The 18,592-nt window shown below is 62.5% G+C and carries 13 protein-coding genes and 2 tRNA genes; 3 read left to right on the top strand and 12 right to left on the bottom strand.

Going from position 1 to position 18,592, the window contains the following annotated elements; genetic code table 11:
• Nucleotides 1-89: 89 nt before the first annotated feature.
• The 4 genes from GTP45_RS19020 to GTP45_RS19005 are packed head-to-tail and all read right to left on the bottom strand — an operon-like array spanning nucleotide 90 to nucleotide 3,640.
• Complete coding sequence (locus GTP45_RS19020; RefSeq protein ID WP_161015438.1) at nucleotides 90-1,352, bottom strand: NAD(P)/FAD-dependent oxidoreductase; 1,263 nt, start codon at nucleotides 1,350-1,352, stop codon at nucleotides 90-92.
• Nucleotides 1,349-1,612 (bottom strand): (2Fe-2S)-binding protein, encoded by a 264-nt coding sequence (locus GTP45_RS19015; RefSeq protein ID WP_161015437.1) that lies wholly within the window; start codon nucleotides 1,610-1,612, stop codon nucleotides 1,349-1,351. Before GTP45_RS19015 ends, GTP45_RS19020 begins: the two co-directional genes overlap by 4 nt.
• On the bottom strand, nucleotides 1,605-2,708 hold the full coding sequence (locus GTP45_RS19010; protein ID WP_161015565.1) for an NAD(P)/FAD-dependent oxidoreductase: 1,104 nt from the start codon (nucleotides 2,706-2,708) through the stop codon (nucleotides 1,605-1,607). The genes GTP45_RS19015 and GTP45_RS19010 overlap by 8 nt, the downstream gene beginning before the upstream one ends.
• Nucleotides 2,708-3,640: a 4-hydroxyproline epimerase gene (locus tag GTP45_RS19005; protein ID WP_161015436.1), complete on the bottom strand. Its 933-nt coding sequence runs from the start codon at nucleotides 3,638-3,640 to the stop codon at nucleotides 2,708-2,710. Before GTP45_RS19005 ends, GTP45_RS19010 begins: the two co-directional genes overlap by 1 nt.
• A gap of 92 nt (nucleotides 3,641-3,732) precedes the next feature.
• On the opposite strand from GTP45_RS19005, the gene GTP45_RS19000 reads away from it, so the two are divergent.
• Together GTP45_RS19000 and GTP45_RS18995 are read left to right on the top strand one after the other, a co-directional pair.
• Nucleotides 3,733-4,500: an AraC family transcriptional regulator gene (locus tag GTP45_RS19000; RefSeq protein WP_161015435.1), complete on the top strand. Its 768-nt coding sequence runs from the start codon at nucleotides 3,733-3,735 to the stop codon at nucleotides 4,498-4,500.
• Nucleotides 4,501-4,561: 61 nt separating this feature from the next.
• On the top strand, nucleotides 4,562-6,949 hold the full coding sequence (locus GTP45_RS18995) for a DUF4214 domain-containing protein (RefSeq protein WP_161015434.1): 2,388 nt from the start codon (nucleotides 4,562-4,564) through the stop codon (nucleotides 6,947-6,949).
• Nucleotide 6,950: 1 nt separating this feature from the next.
• Here the strand turns inward: GTP45_RS18995 and GTP45_RS18990 are convergent, their stop codons facing one another.
• From GTP45_RS18990 to GTP45_RS18965, 6 genes are all read right to left on the bottom strand, one after another.
• On the bottom strand, nucleotides 6,951-9,308 hold the full coding sequence (locus GTP45_RS18990) for a beta-galactosidase (RefSeq protein ID WP_161015433.1): 2,358 nt from the start codon (nucleotides 9,306-9,308) through the stop codon (nucleotides 6,951-6,953).
• Complete coding sequence (locus GTP45_RS18985) at nucleotides 9,309-10,556, bottom strand: DUF2264 domain-containing protein (RefSeq protein WP_161015432.1); 1,248 nt, start codon at nucleotides 10,554-10,556, stop codon at nucleotides 9,309-9,311.
• 13 nt (nucleotides 10,557-10,569) lie between these two features.
• Nucleotides 10,570-11,700 carry a glycoside hydrolase family 88/105 protein gene (locus tag GTP45_RS18980; protein WP_229258531.1) on the bottom strand — a complete coding sequence of 377 codons (1,131 nt, stop codon included), beginning with the start codon at nucleotides 11,698-11,700 and terminating at the stop codon, nucleotides 10,570-10,572.
• A 3-nt stretch (nucleotides 11,701-11,703) separates the two neighbouring features.
• The gene (locus GTP45_RS18975; protein ID WP_161015431.1) at nucleotides 11,704-14,553 is read right to left on the bottom strand and encodes a TonB-dependent receptor; all 2,850 of its coding nucleotides are present in this window, start codon (nucleotides 14,551-14,553) and stop codon (nucleotides 11,704-11,706) included.
• 353 nt (nucleotides 14,554-14,906) lie between these two features.
• A tRNA-Met gene (locus GTP45_RS18970) sits at nucleotides 14,907-14,983 on the bottom strand.
• 65 nt (nucleotides 14,984-15,048) lie between these two features.
• Nucleotides 15,049-15,125, bottom strand: a tRNA-Met gene (locus GTP45_RS18965).
• A gap of 151 nt (nucleotides 15,126-15,276) precedes the next feature.
• On the opposite strand from GTP45_RS18965, the gene GTP45_RS18960 reads away from it, so the two are divergent.
• Entirely contained in the window at nucleotides 15,277-15,681 is a 405-nt protein-coding gene (locus GTP45_RS18960) for a VOC family protein (RefSeq protein ID WP_161015430.1), read from the top strand.
• On the opposite strand, the gene miaA is transcribed toward GTP45_RS18960, so the two are convergent.
• Together miaA and mutL are read right to left on the bottom strand one after the other, a co-directional pair.
• Nucleotides 15,682-16,629, bottom strand: a complete 948-nt coding sequence (gene miaA, locus GTP45_RS18955; protein WP_161015429.1) for a tRNA (adenosine(37)-N6)-dimethylallyltransferase MiaA — start codon at nucleotides 16,627-16,629, stop codon at nucleotides 15,682-15,684.
• Between the two features lie 2 nt (nucleotides 16,630-16,631).
• Nucleotides 16,632-18,587 carry a DNA mismatch repair endonuclease MutL gene (mutL, locus tag GTP45_RS18950; protein ID WP_161015428.1) on the bottom strand — a complete coding sequence of 652 codons (1,956 nt, stop codon included), beginning with the start codon at nucleotides 18,585-18,587 and terminating at the stop codon, nucleotides 16,632-16,634.
• Nucleotides 18,588-18,592: the final 5 nt, after the last annotated feature.

Genomic DNA, 18,592 nt, shown 5'->3' with positions numbered 1-18,592 from the left:
TTGGGTTGGTGCCGCGCATTTTTACTGCGACAGGCAACGTCAAACCCGCTATTCCCTTTTATCCGCAATGAACCCCAAATCCTTTCCGCTTAGTCGATGATGCTGGAGATACGGGTGGGTGAAATCGGCAGGCGCACTGCGTCCGGCCGCCAGCCGTAGAGAATGTCGGTGGCGCCACCGCAGATGCGGCCTTGGCACGGCCCCATGCCGCAGCGCGTTTGCAGCTTGGCGCTGCGCCACGAGGTGTGGGTGCGCAGCTCGGCGTGGCACACGTCTTCGCAGCGGCAGATGATGGTGTCGTCGCCGGCCAGCGTGCGCAGTTCGGGACGCAGCACAAACGCACGCGCGAGGCGCTCGGCAAATCGGCGCCAACTGGCACGCTGGGCAAAGCCTTGCCTGGCCTGCTCTTGTTGACCGGCGGCCGCGAAACCGGCGATGCGGCCTTCCGCCAGCGCGAGGTCAACGCCGCCCACGCCGGTGCCTTCGCCGGCACAGTAGATATCTTCAACCGAGGTTTGCTGCCACTCGTCGACCGCCACCACGGTTTGTCCGTTGCTGCTGGCGGTGGCGCAGCCCAAGGCCTGCGCCAATTCCACGTTGGGCAGCAGGCCATAGCCGCAAGCGAGGTAATCGCATTGCAGGGTTTCCTGATCGCGCTCCGCACCACGCTGCACCTGCACCGATTGCAGCGTGCCGTCGCCATGCGCCGAGTGCACATAGCTGTTGCGCAGATAAGGAACGCCGCGCAAATCCGACGCCAGTTGCAGCGCTTGCGTGATCTTGGAAGGCGTAGGCAACAGGCCAAGCGCAAAGCGCGCCAACGCCGGCGTACCCGCCTGCTCGATGATGGCGACAATCTGCGCCCCCTTGCTTTTCAGCGTGGCGGCAGCAGCCAGCAGCAGCGGGCCGCTGCCTGCCACTACCACGCGCTTGCCTTCCAGCGGATAGCCGCCTTTGGATAGCGCTTGCAGGCCGCCCGCGCCGGTCACGCCGGGCAGCGTCCAGCCGGGGAAGGGCAGCAGGCGCTCGCGCGCGCCGGTGGCCAGGATCAGTTTTTTATAGTGCAGGGTGAGCGATGCGGCGGGCGTTTGCACCAGCAGGTGCTTGGGCTGCGGCGAATACATCACGCGCGTTTGCGGCATGAACTCGACGTTCTGCGCGTCGCTTAGGGCTTGCCATAGTTGCGGCGCGCGCGGGTCGGCTTGCTGCTCAAGACCGCCGCGCCAGATTTGGCCGCCCGCCAACGGATTGTCATCGATAATCCCAACCTGCGCACCTTGCGCTGCCGCCGCCTGCGCCGCCGCCAGTCCGGCCGGCCCGGCGCCTACGATCAATACATCGAAATGCTTCATGCTGCCGCCTCGCCGAAGGTAATCACATGCATGCCCTCGGCGCACAAAGTCTGGCACGACAGCTGGTGCGGGCGGCCGTCGATGGTGACGCGGCATTCCTGGCACACGCCCATGCCGCACAAGGGCGCGCGCGCAGCGCCGCTGACCGAGTGGCGGGTAACGCCGCTGCCGCTCATGGCGATGGCTGCGGCCACGGTTACGCCGGGCGCGACGCTGATGCTTTGAGCATTGATGGAAAGCGTGATGGCGGTGTCAGTCATGGAAGCGTCCCGGCAAGTACGGCGCAAACGGGATGCGCATTTTTTCGTTTTGCATCTGGCCCGCCAGCAATTGCGCCGTGGCGAGCGAGGTGGTGATGCCCAATCCTTCGTGGCCGGTTGCCAGCCACAAGCCGCGCCTTGCGCTGCAAGGGCCGATCAAGGGCAGGCCGTCCGGCGTGGCGGCGCGAAAGCCTGTCCACGTGCGCACCACGTTCAGCTCCGCCAGGCGCGGCGTGAAGCTGGCGGCATGGCGCAGCATCCGTTGCAGCATGGCCGGCTCCACCGCCGGATCGATCGTGTCGAACTGGCGGGAGGAGCCGATCAGGATTTGCCCGGTAGGGCGGGGCTGCAAATTGAAGGCCACCGAATCGCCGCTGGCAGCGTGCGCGCTCTTGATGTAGCCCAGTTCCACCAGCTGGTGCTTCACGAAGCCGGGATAGCGGTCGGTGATGGCCAGGTGTCCTTTTTTAGGCTGGATCGGCAGCTCGGGCAGCAGCGTGCTGGAACGCACACCGGCTGCCAGCACGATGTTCGGTGCGATGTGGCGCGCGCCGTCGCTCAGCACCACGCAGTGATCTTCGATGGCCGTGACAGTGGCGCGCTTGGTAACGGCGCCGCGTCGCATGGCGCGATCCAACAGGATGCGCGTGGTCTTGGGCGGGTAGACCAGGCCGTCGCCGCGCACCAACAGGCCGCCGGCAAGGCCGGGACGCAGTTGCGGTTCGCGTGCGTATAGCGCGGCGGGCGTCAGCACTTCGCACAGCAGGCCGTGGCCGGCCAGCGTCTGTGCTTTGACCAAGGCCGCTTGCATTTCTTCTTCATCGGCGGCGACCCAGATGGTGCCGCAGCCGCTGTATTCGTGGCGCTGCGGGCGGTCGCCCACCAAGTCCTTCCACAGGGACAGCGAGTAGGCCGACAGCGCCAGTTCGGCCGCATTGTCGTCCATGACCACAAGGTGTCCCATGCCGGCAGCCGTTGCGCCGCCGCCGGCGATGTCTTGCTCGATGACCGCCACGCGCAGCCCGCGCTCACTGAGCGCATCCGCACACGCCGCGCCGACGATGCCGGCGCCGACGACGATCACATCGACATTCATCACCGGATGCCCCACACGAATGGGTCGGTAGGATCGAGGATCAATTGCGCCTGCGCGTTGACCCACGCCTTGCCGCGAATGCTAGGCAGCAGCTGGCCGTCGCGCAAGCGGTAGGAGGCGTCGAACACGCTGCCGATCACGCTCTCCTGCTTCCACAATTCGCCTTCGGCCAATTTTCCGTCGGCGGCGAGGCAGGCCAGCTTGGCGCTGGTGCCGGTGCCGCATGGCGAGCGGTCGTAGGCTTTGCCGGGGCAGAGCACGAAGCTTTGGCTGTCCGCGCCGGTGCGCGAATCGGCAATCAATTCGATGTGGTCGATCACTGCGCCGTTGTCGCCGGTGATGCCTTGGTCGGCCAGCGCCTGGGCGACGGCCACGGTGTAGTTGGTCAATGCTTCCACATTGCGCACGCCCAGTTCGAGGCCATGGTCGGCAACCAGGAAGAACCAGTTGCCGCCATAGGCGATATCGCCAGTGACAGGGCCATGGCCCGGCACCTCGACCGTAACGGCGGCGCGGCTGCGGTACGAGGCCACGTTATCGACGGTGACGCTGCCGTCGGCATGCAGTTCCGCTTCCACCACGCCCACCGGCGTATCGATGCGGTGGCGGCCGGGCCCGATGCGGCCCATGAACGCCAGCGAGGCGACCAGGCCGATGGTGCCGTGGCCGCACATGCCGAGATAGCCAACGTTGTTAAAGAAAATAACCCCTGCCGCGCAATCGGGGGCGTGCGGTTCGCACAGCAGTGCGCCCACCAGCACGTCCGAGCCGCGCGGCTCGCACACCACGGCGGAGCGGAAGTTGTCGTGGGCGGCGCGCAAGCGGGCCACGCGTTCATTGAGTGGGCCGTTGCCCAGTTCCGGGCCGCCGTCTATCACCAGGCGGGTAGGTTCGCCGCCGGTGTGGGAGTCGATGATGGAGATGGTTTTCATGCTATAAATCTTAGGCTTGGCGCGGCGCCCTGTCTTGCACCGTCTGCGCACGATGAGTGACGAAATCTGCATAATGGTGGACAATAAACTCCATGCACAAAGAATCTATCAACAATGACAGCGTGCGCCGTGCATTGGGCGCACATATCGTGGATCCCTTCTTTGCGGAGGGGCTGTTCGATGCGTTGCCGGACGTGGTGTTCTTCGTGAAGGATGCCGGCGGACGCTACGTGGTAGTCAACCAGACCCTGGTGCAGCGTTGCGGCCAGCGGCACAAATCGGCGCTGATCGGGCGCACCCCGGCAGAGGTGTTTGCCCATCCTTTCGGCCAGACCTATCTCGCGCAGGACATGGCGGTGCTGGCCGGCGATGCCGACATTGAAGATCAACTGGAGCTGCACCTCTATCCCAACCGCGATCCCGGCTGGTGCCTGACGCGCAAGACGGCATTGCGCGACGCGCATGGCCGCATCATCGGCCTCACGGGTATATCGCGCGATCTTGCGATGGCCGATAAAAAAAATCCCGCCTACCGCAAGGTGGCGGCAGCGGTGAACGTGATCCATGAGCAGTACGGCCAGCCCTTGCAGCTGCCGGAACTGGCGCGCATTGCGAATATGTCGGTGGCGCAGATCGAGCGCTACTTCCTGCGCATCTTCCACCTCACGCCGCGCCAGATGATTATTCAAACGCGTGTCGATGCTGCTTCGCGCATGCTGAACGGCGATGCCAGCGTGGCCGAAATCGCCCAGGCCTGCGGCTACGGCGACCACTCCGCCTTCACCCGCCAATTCAAAGCCACCACCGGCCTCACACCTAGCCAGTACCGCCAGCTGAGCGCCGGCGACAGACTTAGCTAATTGGCAAATCATTGTAAATTTCGTATATACTTAGTTTCCCAATGGAAACTAAAGGATAGTTGTGAAACACGATGCTCAACTGGGTGCCGCAGCACTGGCGGTATTGCTGGCCGCGTGCGGCGGTTCTTCCGATGCGCCCCGGGACGCCGCGCCAGGCAGGATATCCCAAGGCGGTGCTCCGGCCGCAGTAGCGGCGAACGTACCCACCCAGATGCTGGACAGCGCGCTGCGCATCGACCAGGTCAGCGACCTGGAGCAACTGCGCGCCGCTGCCAAAGGAAGGCGCCAGCGCATGGGCGCTGCGGGCGACAGCCTGCAAGTCGATCTGCAGGACCGGGAATCGGTGCGGCGCTTCTTCAACGGCATCTACCTGGGCATTCCTGAAGCGCCGATGAACTGGACCGGCAGTTACGCCACCGGCGCCGCCGGCACCGTCAGCCAGGCCTATCAAGATTCCACCGCTTTGCGCATCAACTGGTTCCGCGCCATGGCCGGTGTGCCGTCGAACGTTACGCTGGATGCGAACCTGAGCGCCAAGGATCAGGAAGCGGCCATGATGATGAGCGTGAACGGCAAGCTGTCGCATTACCCGGATACGTCGTGGAAGAGCTACACCGCCGCTGGCGCCGATGCCGCCGGACACTCGAACCTGTCGATGGCTGCCGGCGTGCAAGGAATCGATTCATACATCTTTGATTACGGCGACAGCAACGCGCCGCTGGGCCACCGGCGCTGGGTGCTTTATCCTCAGAATACCTACTTCGGCTCCGGCAGCGTTCCCGGCGGCACGGTCAATGGCGTCACCTATTACGGCGCCAATGCGCTGTGGACTGTCACCGCCGAGTATGGCGGCGTGCGGCCCAAGGTGCGGGACGATTACGTGGCCTGGCCGCCGCGCGGTTACGTGCCTTACCAGGTGGTCTATCCCCGCTGGTCCATCTCCTATCCGAATGCCGACTTCAAACAGGCCAAGGTGGTGATGACGCTGGCCGGCGCCAATGTGCCGGTGGTGCAGGAAGAGGTCCATGACGGCTATGGCGAGAACACACTGGCATGGAAGTTGTCGACCCATCTTGATGATATGCCGCGTACCAAGCCGGCCGCCGATCAGCGCTACAGCGTGACGGTATCGAATGTCTACGTGCAGGGTAAGCCGGTCACCTATTCCTACGATGTCGTTGTGTTTGACCCGGCGACGGCAACGCCCAACGCCATCCGTACCACCGTGCTGCCGCCGGCGCAGGCCACGCTGGGCACATCGTCGACGATGGCGGTAGAGCCCATGGCCGGCGCCTCCGGCTACCAGATCAGGCAATACCAGCGCCGCAGTGTGCCGGCAACTTCCTATAATCCCGCCAACGCTGCCGGCGCATGGCTGTCCGGCTCACCGGTCGGCTACGACCCGCTGGCCGGCGCCCGCTTCTCGCTGCGGCATACCTCGGACTTCCGCGACCCTAGCCTGGTTTATGCTTCGCAGTTGATGCTGGGTAGCGGGGCGTCGATCAGCTTTACGCGTTCGACCGGTTACGCCGCCCTGCAGGAGGTGCTACGGGTGCAGGTGTCGGAAGATGACGGCAGCAGCTGGAGCGACGCCTATTCCGAAGCCGGCACCGATTCCCCTTCCAGTGCGCGCCAGGTGCAGGTCAGCCTGGCCGCCTACGCCGGCCGCAAGATCAAGCTGCGCCTGGCGGTGACGCAGAGCGGCCGGGTGTACACTTGCAGCGATTGCGGCTGGAACGTCAGCGACATCGCCCTCAGGGACAGCAGCGCATTGGTGAATGAGCAGACCTATGCGGTGCCGGCCAGCGGCAGTATCGCGGTCGATTTCGACCAGGCTGGCGATTATGTGTTGTACGGCCGTACTCAGTATCAGTCGCTTTACTACGGCGACTGGGGGCCAGGCGCCTCGCTGTATGTAGATGGCGCAGTCTTCACCGGCAAGCGCGCCAATTACAGCGTGACCAAGACCGATGCCGGCTATGTCTTCACCGACATGGTGGGTAACGATGGTGTGCAAACTGTGCGCAATCCATTCCGGCTGAATTTCACCGATGTCAGCCTGGCGTTCGATGTCGATGGCAAGGCGGGTGCCGCTTATCGCTTGTATCAGGCCGCATTCAACCGCAAGCCTGATGCTGCGGGACTGGGTTACTGGTTGAAGGCGCTCGATGGCAATACTCCAGCCATTGCCATCGCCGCGGCATTTACCGCGTCGAAGGAATTCAAGGATCTGTATGGACAGACGCCGACCAAGGACCAACTGGTGCGTGCGATGTACAACAACACGCTGCATCGCGAGGGCGACGCGGGAGGCTATAACTACTGGTTGAATGCATTGAACAGTGGCTTGACGCCGGAAGGACTGTTGTTGAACTTCGCGGACAGTCAGGAAAATCGCCAGCAGGTTGCGCCGGCGATTAACCTTGGCATCGAGTACGTCCGCTATTGAGCTAAGGGGCCGTGACCAACTGGCCGATGTAAGCGCGGAAGTGCCAGATGCGGCCAGTGACGTTGTCCGGCCCCTGGCGCGGCGTATAACGCAGGCCGGCCACAGTGGCATCCGTGCCCAGATCGATGATCAGTTGGTGCGGATGCTTGCTGCTGGCCGCCGCCTTGCCGCTGTAGGCCGTGTGCCAATGATCGGTGGCTTGGCCGTTGATGGCGTTGAGGGCGCCGCCGTCTTCCTTGGTGGCTTCTTCGCTGCTGGCGTAGGCGATGGTCCAGTTGGATTGGTTGAGCGGCTTGCCGTCTGTGCCCAGCAGCGCCAGTTCGGCGACAGCGGCGTACTGTTTGCCGTCGAAGGCGTCCAGCGATTCGAGGCAGAATTGGCGGCCTTTTACCGGCTGCGCAAAGACTACGTCCTGCACTGCTGCACCGCGTGCGAATTCGCCTTCGTATGCCGGCTTAACGCCATCCAGCGCCGGCTTCACTTTGCTTGGTGGGCGTGGCAGGTCCAGCTCTGGATGCAGTTGGTCGAGGATAGGTGTTTTCAATCCAGCGATGCGTGCGCTGCGCGGGCCGGTGAGGTCCAGCACCACGACTTCATTGCGTCCGCGTTGCAGCCATGGGCCGGGCAGGTACATGGTCTGCGTCGGGCCGATGCTCCAGTAGCGTCCTAGGCAGCGGCCGTTGATCCATACGATGCCTTGGCCCCAGCTCGACATGTCGAGGAAGGTATCGCCGGTTTGTGCGGCGTCGAAGCTGCCGCGCCAGAAGGCCGCGCCTTGCGTGCGGCCGGTCTTCCACGTCAGCGGCGGCAGCACGCCGTCAGCATCGAAATCGATGGCGCGGATGTCCCAGTTTTCCAGCGGCTGGCCGTTGAAGCGCACCGGCCCATGCAGGCCTTTGCGATCGTGGATCTCGACGCCGAAGTTCACGCGGGCGATAGTGTACAGCAGGATCTCCAGCGTTACCGGTATGCTGCGCGCGGGGATGTCAACGCTGAAACGGCGATAGCGCGTGTCCATGGTGCCGATTTGCTTGCCGTCGATGCTGACCCATGCCAGGTCGCGCACCTTGGCTGCTTCCAGCGTGCCGGCCGGACCGGCGGGCAGCGTCACGCGGTAGGAGACCAAGCCGCGGCTGATGTCGTACTGTTCGATCGGCAGCGGCGATACGGCCTTGATGCCGTTCGCGGGCAGGGCGGCGCTTACCGCGCAGGACTCTTTCAGCGAAAATGGCGCGATGCTGATGACGGGATTTTGCGGCGGTGGCGGCGGCAGCGTTTCACCGGCCTGCAGGAAGGGCTTGATACCTTCCCGGTAGGCTGTGAACTTCTCGCCGGTCCATCCGGCTTCGCTGATCGGCGCGTCGTAGTCGTAGCTGCTGGTGTCGGGACGGAAGGGACGGTCGCAGCCGCCCCACAAGCCGAAGCTGGTGCCGCCATGCGCCATGTACAGGCTGAAGGAGCCGTTGGCCTTCAACATGGTCTGGATGTCCGCCACCGCACCGTTGGCGGAACCACGGCGGTGCGGTGCGCCCCACGTATCGAACCAGCCGGAGTAGTACTCGCCGCACATGCGCGGGCCTTTCTGTACTTGATCCAGCACTTTGAAGCCTGCCACCGGATCGCTGCCGAAGTTCACCACGTTGAACAGGCCGTCGATGTGCGACTTGACCACCGCGTTGGTCGGATTGCACTGGAACAGCGGCACGTCGAAACCGGCATCGAGCAGCATGCGTTTCATGTCGCGCATGTAGTCCAGGTCTTCGCCGAAGAAGCCGTACTCGTTCTCGACTTGCACCATCAGTATCGGGCCGCCATGCGTGATTTGCTGCGGGCCGAGGACGCGGCCCACTTCCTTCATGTAGTGGCGTGCCGGCTGCACGAAGGCGGCGTTGCGCGTGCGCAGGAAAGCGTCGCCCGGTTGCTTCAGCAGCCACCATGGAAGGCCGCCCATTTCCCACTCAGCGCAGGCGTATGGGCCGGGACGCAGGATGACCCACAAGCCTTCTTGCTGTGCGAGCTTGCAGAACTCTGCCGCATCGCGCTGGCCTTGCCAATCAAAGCGGCCTTCGCGCCACTCATGATAGTTCCAGAACAGGTAGGCGCAGACGGTGTTGAGGCCCATCGCCTTGATGGCTTTGAGGCGGTGCTGCCAGTATTCGCGCGGCACGCGGGCGAAGTGCATTTCGCCGCAGCGGATTTGCAGGCGCTGGCCGTCCAGCAGGAAGTCGGTGTCGCTGATGGTAAAGCGCGCGGCGGCTTGTGCGGACATCGGTAGCAGCAGGCTGCCGATGGCGCCCGCTGCTGCCGCTGCGCCTGCGCCATGCAGTACGCGGCGGCGGGATGCGGAGATGATCGTCATTTAGTAATTCACGGGGTAGTCTTTGGGGAAGCGCGCGCCGGCGAAGGCTTTCTTCTGCGTCCAATCCTGCGCCGGTGACGTCCAATAGCTGTCGGTCGCCGGCAAGCCCAATGGCAGCAGGCTGGCGGAGGCGATATACATGCTGCCGTTGTTGGAGTACCAGTCGCCCAGCTCCGGCTGCGCGCCGACGAAGCCGATGGTCAGGTAGCCGTCCTTGGTGAAGTTGGACGGCGCCGACCACACGGCCTTGTGCACCGCTTGCAGCGCGGCGCGGACTTGGCCTTCGGGCAGGCTTTTCGGCAGCTGCTTGCGTAGCGCCAGTAGCGCCAAAGGCTGGAAGGCGGCGGTGCGGTAGGTGAGCGAGCGGCCTATTGGCGGGAAGCTGCCGTCGGTGGCGATGAAACGTTCGAGATGTTCGCCGTAGCGCTGCATGCGCTTGATCGCTTGCGCGCGCAGTTCTTCCGGTTTGCCGTTCCAGAATGCGCCTTTTTTCGCTTCCAGCACGTCGAGGATTTCGACCAGCATCGGGTGCATGACGAAGGCGTTGTAGTAGTCGAAGTGGAAGGCGTCGCCGTCCTTGATCCAGCCGTCGCCGACGTACCATTCGTTGATTTTTCGGATGGCGACGTTCATGCGCATCGGGTCGAATTCTTCGCCGATGGACATCAGCCATGCTTCGTTCATGGCCGCGAACAGCATCCAGTTGATGTAGGGCGGTTCGATCCGGCGCAAGGATTTGATTTCGGCGATGATGCGCTGTTTGGTTTTGGCGTCCAGCGGATCCCACAGCGCTTGCGGTGCGCGCAGCAGGGCGTTGGTGAAGTAGGCTGAATCGACCAGCGTTTGGCCGGGGACTTTCCATGACAGGTAGTCTGGGTTCGCGGGATCGACCGAGTTGGTGTAGCTTTGCAGCGCCAGTTGGTGCAGGTGCTTGCGGGTGCGGCCTTCCGGCGTGCCGTCGTCGGGCAGGGCAAGCCATGGGGCGATGCCGGCGATCAGGCGGCCGAAGCATTCCAGGTAGGCGACGCCTTTGTCGCGGCCATCCCATGTTGGGCTGACTTCGAGGGCGAAGTTTTTTTTCAGCGTGCCGGCGGCCATGTTGGCCAGCACCGGCTCGGACATTTTTTGCGCTAGCGCCGCAAGCTGCGCGCGGGCGTCGCCAGCGGGAGCATCGGCTGCTGATACTCCCGCTGCAGAAACCGCAGCAGAACTAGCAGCCAACGCTTTGATAAAGTGTCGTCGTTCCATTCAGTCTCCGTAATTATTGACGCAGCAGGCGTACCAGTTCTGATGACGCTAGCAGATATGCGCCGACGCCGAACGCCGTGGTCGAATTCTGATCCACCACCTGCCCCGGTATCGCGCGGTCGCCGATCGGCTGCACGTAGCCGATCTTGCCGTCCGCTTGCAGCGCGGTCTTGCTCAAATAGCGCCAGCCCTTGCGCACCACCGGCAGATACTCTTCACGTTCCAGCAAGCCGTTATTGATGCCCCACAGGTAGCCATACACGAAGAACGCGGTGCCGCTAGTTTCCGGCCCCGGCGCATGCTGCGGATCGAGCAGGCTGCGCGTCCAATAGCCTTCCTCTGATTGCGCTTTCTTCAGCGCCTGCGCCATGCCCTGGAACTTCACCACGAAATCAGTGCGGTGCGGATCATCCATCGGCAGATCTTGCAGCACCTTGGCGAGACCGGCAAACACCCAGCCGTCACCACGCGACCAGAAATCCTTCTTGCCGTTCACGCTTTGATGCTTGGGATAGACGTAGCGCGCATCGCGGTAGTACAGCTGCGCGTCCTTGTCCCACATGATGCTGTTGGAGTAGTCGAAGTATTCGTACAGTTTGGCGAGATACTTTTTATCGCCAGTGATGTGGTACATCTTGGTCATTACCGGCATCACCATGTACAAGCCGTCCGACCACCACCAGTAATCCTTGTTCGGAGTACTCATCTGGTACTCCATCACCTCGCGTGCGCGGGCGATTTTTTTTGGATCGCGGTCTAGCTGATACAGGTCGGCGTAAGTCTGGAAGCAGATCTGCCAATCGCCGAACATCACGTGATCGTCGGTCTCTCCATACTGGTACTTCCACGTTGCCTTGTTGGTAGACTTGGCGCCTTGCCATTGATTGTGCTCGGCCCAGTCCTGCGAATACTTCAGCCACGCCTTGTTGCCGGTGATGCGGTAGGCCTCGATATTCCCCGTGTGATAAGCGGCGATATCCCAGAACGCCCACTTCTGCGCCGGCTCGCGCTGCTGCCAGTAGTTGTTGACCTTATTGATAATGCCGACTACCTCCTGCTCGGAGGTGTCGACTGCCGGCGGCGCCGAAGCGCAGCCGGCCAAGCTAGCCGCCACCAATGCAGCGGCGTAGAGTCGTTTCATCATAGTTTAGAGTTTCCCCCGAATGCCGATCTTGATGGTGCGGCCATCGTACTTCGCATAGTCCATGCGGGTCTTCTTGCCGCTGCCGTATTGGCCGCTCGCGTCTTCGAAGTAATCATAGGCCAGTGTGTTGCTCAAGTTGAGTGCATCGAGACGCAGCTCCAGCTTGTCGCTGATCTTGTAGCTGATGTTGGCGTCAAGGTAGCCGCGGCCTGCGCGCCAGCGAATCAAATCATCACCGAGGTTGCGTGGGCTGTCAGGATGCAGCGATTTGTCCTTGTAGTTGTAGGACATGCGCGCCGCCCACGGGCCTTGCTCGAAGTAGACTGTGGTGCTGTAGGCGTACTTTGGCACCGAGTTCACGTCGATCACCTTGCCGCCGTTGGTCACCCACGCCACGCTGTTGAATGGATTGATGTGCGTGTAGCTCGCCAGCGCACCGAGGCCGTTCCATGGCGCAGGCAGGAAGCTGAAGGCCTGCTGGTAAGCCAGCTCGTAGCCTTTCAGCGTTTGCTCGCCGGCGTTGGTGTAAGTGCGCAGCGTCATCGCCAGGTTAGGATCGACACGGCCGCTCGCATCCTGGAACAACGGGCCCAGCGCCGTATCAGGCAAGCCCAAAGAGCCGAAGGTCACCACGCGGGTGTTGGCGACGGTGGCGTCGGTCAGCTTCTTCTGGAACACGGCGGCGGACAGCATGCTGCCGGGCTGGAAGTACCATTCGAGGCTGGTGTCCAGGTTCTTCGATTGCTGCGGCTTCAGGTTCGGATTGCCCGAGGTGGCGGTGGTGTCGAATTGATTGGGAATGACTGTCTGCGCCGCGATGATGGACAGCGAGGCACGTGTGATGGTCTTGCCCCACGAGGCCCGCCAGATCAAGCTGTCCGTCACATCGAACGCGCTGCTGATCGCCGGCAGCACATTGCTGTAAGAGCCTTGCTCGTGATTCGGCGAGTAGACCAGGCTGGTGCCTTTCTGCTTGAAGTTATCGATCTTGGTGTCGGTCTTGGAGTAGCGCACGCCGGCGTTGATGCGCAGCTCGCGGCCCGCGATCTCGCCCTTGAAGTCGGACTGCACGAAGGCCGTCTTCACATCCTCTTCCGCCGCGAAGCTTTGCGATGGCTGGAAGGTAGAATCGGGGTTGTACACCTCGGGGCTGAATTGCGAGTAGAAGTAGTTGCTGTTCCAGGTCGCCCAGCTATGCGGCCAGCCGGCGCCGAAGTCCAGATTATCAATCGGCAGTTGCGAGGTCATGGCGTTGCGCAGGCCGGCCGCGCCGATGCTGTTCAACTTCGCGGTGGCCAGCGCGGTGCCGTTACGCTTGTTGACGCCCTTGATGGTGGCGACGTAAGTCAGGCCGGTTTTCAGGTGGCCAGTCCAGCCGGCGGGCAAGTCGTAATCGAGATCGGCGGCGACGCGCGCTTGCTTGCCCTTGTCGGTCTCCTTGGTCTTGCCGCTGCTGATGGTGAAGCCGCTCCAGCTGTTTGGATCGGTATAGCTGCTGGTGGAGGAGATCGATGGGTAGACGTGATCGCTGCCGTAATCGATGGTCGAGGTGGCGCCGTAGATGTAGCCGGACAACTGGCCGGTGGCGCTGGTGGCGGTGCTTTGATTGAGGCTGGCCTGTCCGCTCAGCGTCAGCTTGTTGCTGGCCTTCCAGCTGGCGTTCAAGGCGCCGTAACCGAACTTGGTTTCGTCTTCGGTGTAGGCGGCGCCGGCGTTGTAGGTGGTGTTGCCGAAGGTGCCGGTCAACAGATTGGTGGCCGGGTCGATCTTCACGTTCAGCGGGATGATGCCGTTGTTGCCAGAGGCACCAATCGGCGCGTTGCGGTTGGTGGTGGCAGTGCTGCGCACCAGGATGCCGAACAACTGCTCCGCGCGGGTGTTTTCCAGCTTGGAGTACATGGTGTCCAGGCTGATGTTCAGCGTTGGCGTCTTCCACTGCACCGACGACACCAGGCCGTCGCGCGTGCGCTCATTCTGCGAGCCGTAGAAGCGGTAGATACGCGGCAGGAAGGCTTTCGCTACCTGGTCTTTGGTGTAGCCGCCCAGGTTGGCGAGCGGGCTGTCGAAGTCCAGCGCCAGTGCGAAGTTGCCCTTGACCGGGCTTTGGCTGCCGTTGAAGGAGCTGTTGTAGCCGCCGGTCGCTTCAAAGCCGGAGCGGGTGTTGATGCTGCCCGAGTGCGAAGCGCCGATCAGGAAGCCAAGCTTGTCCCAGGTGTTCGAGTACAGTACGAAGCCGTTCGGATCATTGTGCTTGGACGAGGTGTTGTAGGTATCGGTCAGGCCGTAGCGGATGGTGCGCTTTGGATTGTCGAAGGGACGCGGCGTTTGCAGGTCGACGATACCACCCAGGCCGCCCTCGGTCAGTTCGGCCAGCGGCGACTTGTAGAAGTCGACGCGGCCGAATAGTTCGGACGCGAAGACGTCGTAGTTGAAGCCGCGCGCGGCCGAGCCGATGGTGGCGGTGGAGGTGGTGTTGACCGGGGCGCCGTTCAGGGTCGTGACCGAGTATTCGGTCGGCAGGCCGCGGATCGAAATGCGCTGGCCTTCGCCGGAGGATTCGTCGCGGTTCAGGATCACGCCGGGCACGCGCTGCAGCGATTCGGCCACGTTCGCCTCGGGGAATTTGCCGATGTCTTCGGCCACGATGGAGTCGCGCACGCCGATCGCTTGCTGCTTCAGGTTAAGCGCTTTCTGAAGGCTGGAACGGAAGCCGGTGACGACCACCGTGATGTCCGAGTTGGCTGCCGGTTCTGGAACCGGCGGGATGTCCTTGCTGTCCTGCGCCAGTGCGGCAGGCGCGTACATGGCCGCCAGTGCGAGCGGAACCATGGTCTCCAGTATTTTCTTTTTCATGTCGTTCCTCAGTGGTTAGATCTGGGAGGGTGCAGGTTGTCTGATGACCTGTCAGAGCCAAGACTAAACACTTCGCGCAACGTGAGCAACACATTTAGGAAAACGTTTTATCAAACTGTGGGCGGGGTGCGACGGCGGTGAAAAACTGGGTTTGTCTATGAAAGGTGGGTGTTTGTCTATGTGGGCAAAGTGCAAACAATCAACATCCTGATTATTTGACCAGGCAGGTATGCCGACATCGTATAGGCCAACGCAAATTTTCTATACGAGTTGTGGAAAAAAACCTACGAGGGTTGATGCCGAGCCAAAACAAAAAAGCCGTAATCGTATAAACGATTACGGCTTTTAGGATTTGGTGGTGATAGGTGGACTTGAACCACCGACCCTAGCATTATGAATGCTATGCTCTAACCAACTGAGCTATATCACCGAAACTGGTACTGAAACAAAATGGCCTGCGCCGTTTCCGGTGAGGCCATTTGTCATGGAATTCTGTGGTGGTGATAGGTGGACTTGAACCACCGACCCTAGCATTATGAATGCTATGCTCTAACCAACTGAGCTATATCACCTGCAACGCCCAGCATTATCGGGGCTGGCGTTCGTACTGTCAAGGAACCCACTCCACTTTTTCGAAAAAAGTGCCCCCTATCGTGTCGCGGTCGTCAAAACATTGGCATATTGGTATTCTGCGATGTGAGCATTTTTTTAACGGGAGACGATATGGCGACCAATATTTTTGTGAATCTGCCGGTGCGCGATTTGCCGGCATCGATCAAGTTCTTCACGCATCTCGGCTACAGCTTCAACCAGAATTATACCGACGACACCGCCACCTGCATGATCGTGGCCGAGAATATCTACGTCATGCTCCTGACCGAAGCCCGTTTCAAGGAGTTTACGCCGAAACCGGTGGCCGACGCGCGCGCTTCGACCGAGGTGCTGCTATGTCTGGGACTGGAATCGCGCGCGGCGGTGGAGACCATGGTGGCCAAGGCCGTCGAAGCCGGTGGCAGCACCTACAAGGAGCCGCAAGACCATGGCTTTATGTACGCCCACGGTTATCAAGACCTCGACGGCCACCTGTGGGAACTGGTGCACATGAGCGGCGAGCCGCCCAAGCATTGATCAGCCAAGGCGCTCGGCAATCTGCGCCAGCATGGCGCCGGCCGGATTCGGGCCGAGGCAATCCAGCACCACGCGCTCCGGCATGGAGCGCAGCCACGTCAGCTGGCGCTTGGCCAGTTGGCGCGTGGCGATGATGCCGGTCTCGCGCATCGTCGCGTAGTCGATGGCGCCGTCGAGGTATTCCCACGCCTGGCGATAACCAACGCAGCGGATCGACGGCAGGCCGAGATGCAGATCGCCACGCTTGCGCAGCGCTTCCACTTCGGTGATGAGATTACCCTGCGGGCTCTCCTCCAGCATGATGTCGAAGCGGCGCGCGATGCGCTTGTGCAGCACGGCGCGATCCGATGGCTCCAGCGCAAACGACAGCAGATCAAACGGCAGTTCGGTTTTCTCGCGCAAGGCCAGCAGCTCGGACATCGGCTTGCCGCTCAGCGTGTAGATTTCCAGCGCGCGCTGGATGCGCTGCGAATCGGCCGGCGCAAGGCGGGCCGCAGTTTCAGGATCAACGGCGGCCAGGCGCGCGTGCATGGCGGGCCAGCCGAGACGGGCCGCTTCTTCATCAAGCGCGGCGCGTACCTCGGGATCGGCGCCGGGCAGGTCGTCCAGCCCATCCGCCAGGCCTTTGAAATACAGCATGGTGCCGCCGACCAGCAACGGCAATTTGCCGCGCGCGCTGATCTCTTCTACCAGTCGCAGCGTATCCTTGCGAAACTGCGCCACCGAGTACGAATCCAGCGGATCGATGATGTCGATCAGGTGGTGCGGCACGGCGGCCAGTTCTTCGCGCGTTGGCTTGGCGGTGCCGATGTCCATGCCGCGATACACCAGCGCCGAATCGACCGAGATGATCTCGGACGGGATGCGCTCCGCAATCGCCAGCGCGGAGGCGGTTTTGCCCGATGCCGTCGGGCCCATGATGGCGACGGCCAGTGGTTTGGTACTCATGATTATTGACCGCGCAGGAAAAGCTTATCGAGGGCGTTGATTTCAACCTGCACCCAGGTCGGGCGGCCATGGTTGCACTGGTCGGCACGCTCGGTGATTTCCATCTGGCGTAGCAGGGCGTTCATCTCCTGCTGCGACAGGATGCGGTTGGCGCGCACGGCGGTGTGGCAGGCGAGGGTGCCGAGTAGTTCGTTCTGGCGTTCGATCAGCACGCGCGAGCCGCCGAATTCGCGCACATCGCGCAGGACGTCGCGGGCCAGCGTCTGGGCGTCGGCGTTCTTCAGCAGCACTGGCACGGAGCGTACTGCCAGCGTGGTTGGCGACAGTACGGCAATGTCGAAGCCCAATGCCTGCAAGGTTTCCTGATGTTCTTCGGCGGTGCCGACTTCCACTGCGTCCGCATAGAAGGTGATCGGGATCAGCAGCGGTTGCACCTGCATCTCTTCGCCGGCCACGCGGCTATTCAAGGCATTCTTCAGTTGCTCGTACAGGATGCGTTCGTGAGCGGCGTGCATGTCGACTAGCACCAGACCTTTGGCGTTCTGCGCGAGGATGTAGATGCCGTGCAGCTGCGCCAGCGCGAAGCCGAGCGGGAATTCTTCCTGCGCCATCGCGGCGGCGGAGACAGTGAAGCTGCTGGCCTGCGGCAGCGACATATCGGCGGTGCTGCGGTCGATGGCTGGGCGGTCGCTGTCGCGGAACATGGCGCCGTAGTTTTCCAGGCTTTGTGCGACGCCGCCTTCGGCGGTAAAGCGTGGCGGCGTGTAGGAGGTGCTGACGCTGCCGGTATCCGCGCTGCGCGAGCCAAACGGCGATGGCGAGAAGGTCGGCGTATAGTCCGGCGCCAGCAATGGGCCGAACGAGGTTTGCTCGCCGCGCCATGCAGGCGTGGCGTTCAGGCTATCGGCAGCCGGCAGCGGCGACGGCACGCTGCCGTGCGAGGTGGCCGAGGTTTGCGCCAATGCGCGCTGCACGGCGTGGAATACACACTGGTGCACCGCGCGTCCATCACGGAAGCGCACTTCAATTTTCGACGGGTGCACGTTGACGTCCACCAGCGCCGGATCCATGTCCAGCGACAGCACGTATGACGGGAAGCGGTCGCCATGCAACACGTCCTGGTAAGCGGCTTTGACGGCGTGCACCAGCACCTTGTCGCGCACGAAGCGGCCATTCACGTAGAAGAACTGGCCGTCGGCGCGCGCCTTGGAAGCGGTCGGCAAACCGATGTAACCGTGCAGGCGCAGCGGCCCGATCGTCTCATCCACCGGCAGGCGCGCCTCGGCAAAGCCGTCGCCCAGGATTTGCGCACTGCGGCGCGCGATTTCGCTCACGTTCCAATGATCGACCGTGCGGCCGTTGTGCGTCAGCTGGAACGACACATCCGGCCGCGCCAGCGCAATGCGGCGCACCACTTCCGCGCAGTGGCCGTACTCGGTCTGCTCGGACTTGAGGAATTTGCGGCGCGCCGGCGTGTTGTAGTACAGGTCTTTGACGTCGATGGTGGTGCCTAGCGCGCCCGAAGACGGCGTTGGCGTGGCCAGGTGCGAGCCTTCGATTTCCCAGGCATGCGCCACGTCGGCGGTGCGCGAGGTGATGGTCACCTGCGCTACCGAGGCAATCGACGCCAGCGCCTCGCCACGGAAGCCCAGCGTGCCGACGTTTTCCAAGTCCTGCAAGGACGCGATCTTGGAGGTGGCGTGGCGCGCCAGCGCGAGCGGCATCTGCTCGGGCGGAATGCCGCGGCCATTGTCGGTGATGGCGATGCGTTTCACACCGCCTTCCTCCAGCCGCACGGTAATCTGCGTGGCACCCGCATCCAGCGCATTCTCCAGCAGCTCCTTGACCACCGCAGACGGGCGTTCAACCACCTCGCCGGCGGCGATCTGGGAAATCAACTGGTCAGGCAGTGCCTGAATCGGGCGTGGGGTGCGGGCGGAGGTGTCTGGCGCGTTCATCCCGG

The organism is Duganella rivi, from assembly GCF_009857435.1.
Lineage (GTDB): Bacteria > Pseudomonadota > Gammaproteobacteria > Burkholderiales > Burkholderiaceae_D > Rugamonas > Rugamonas rivi.
The sequence above is the reverse complement of the archived record's forward strand: the minus strand, read 5'-3'. Positions and strand labels throughout refer to the sequence as shown.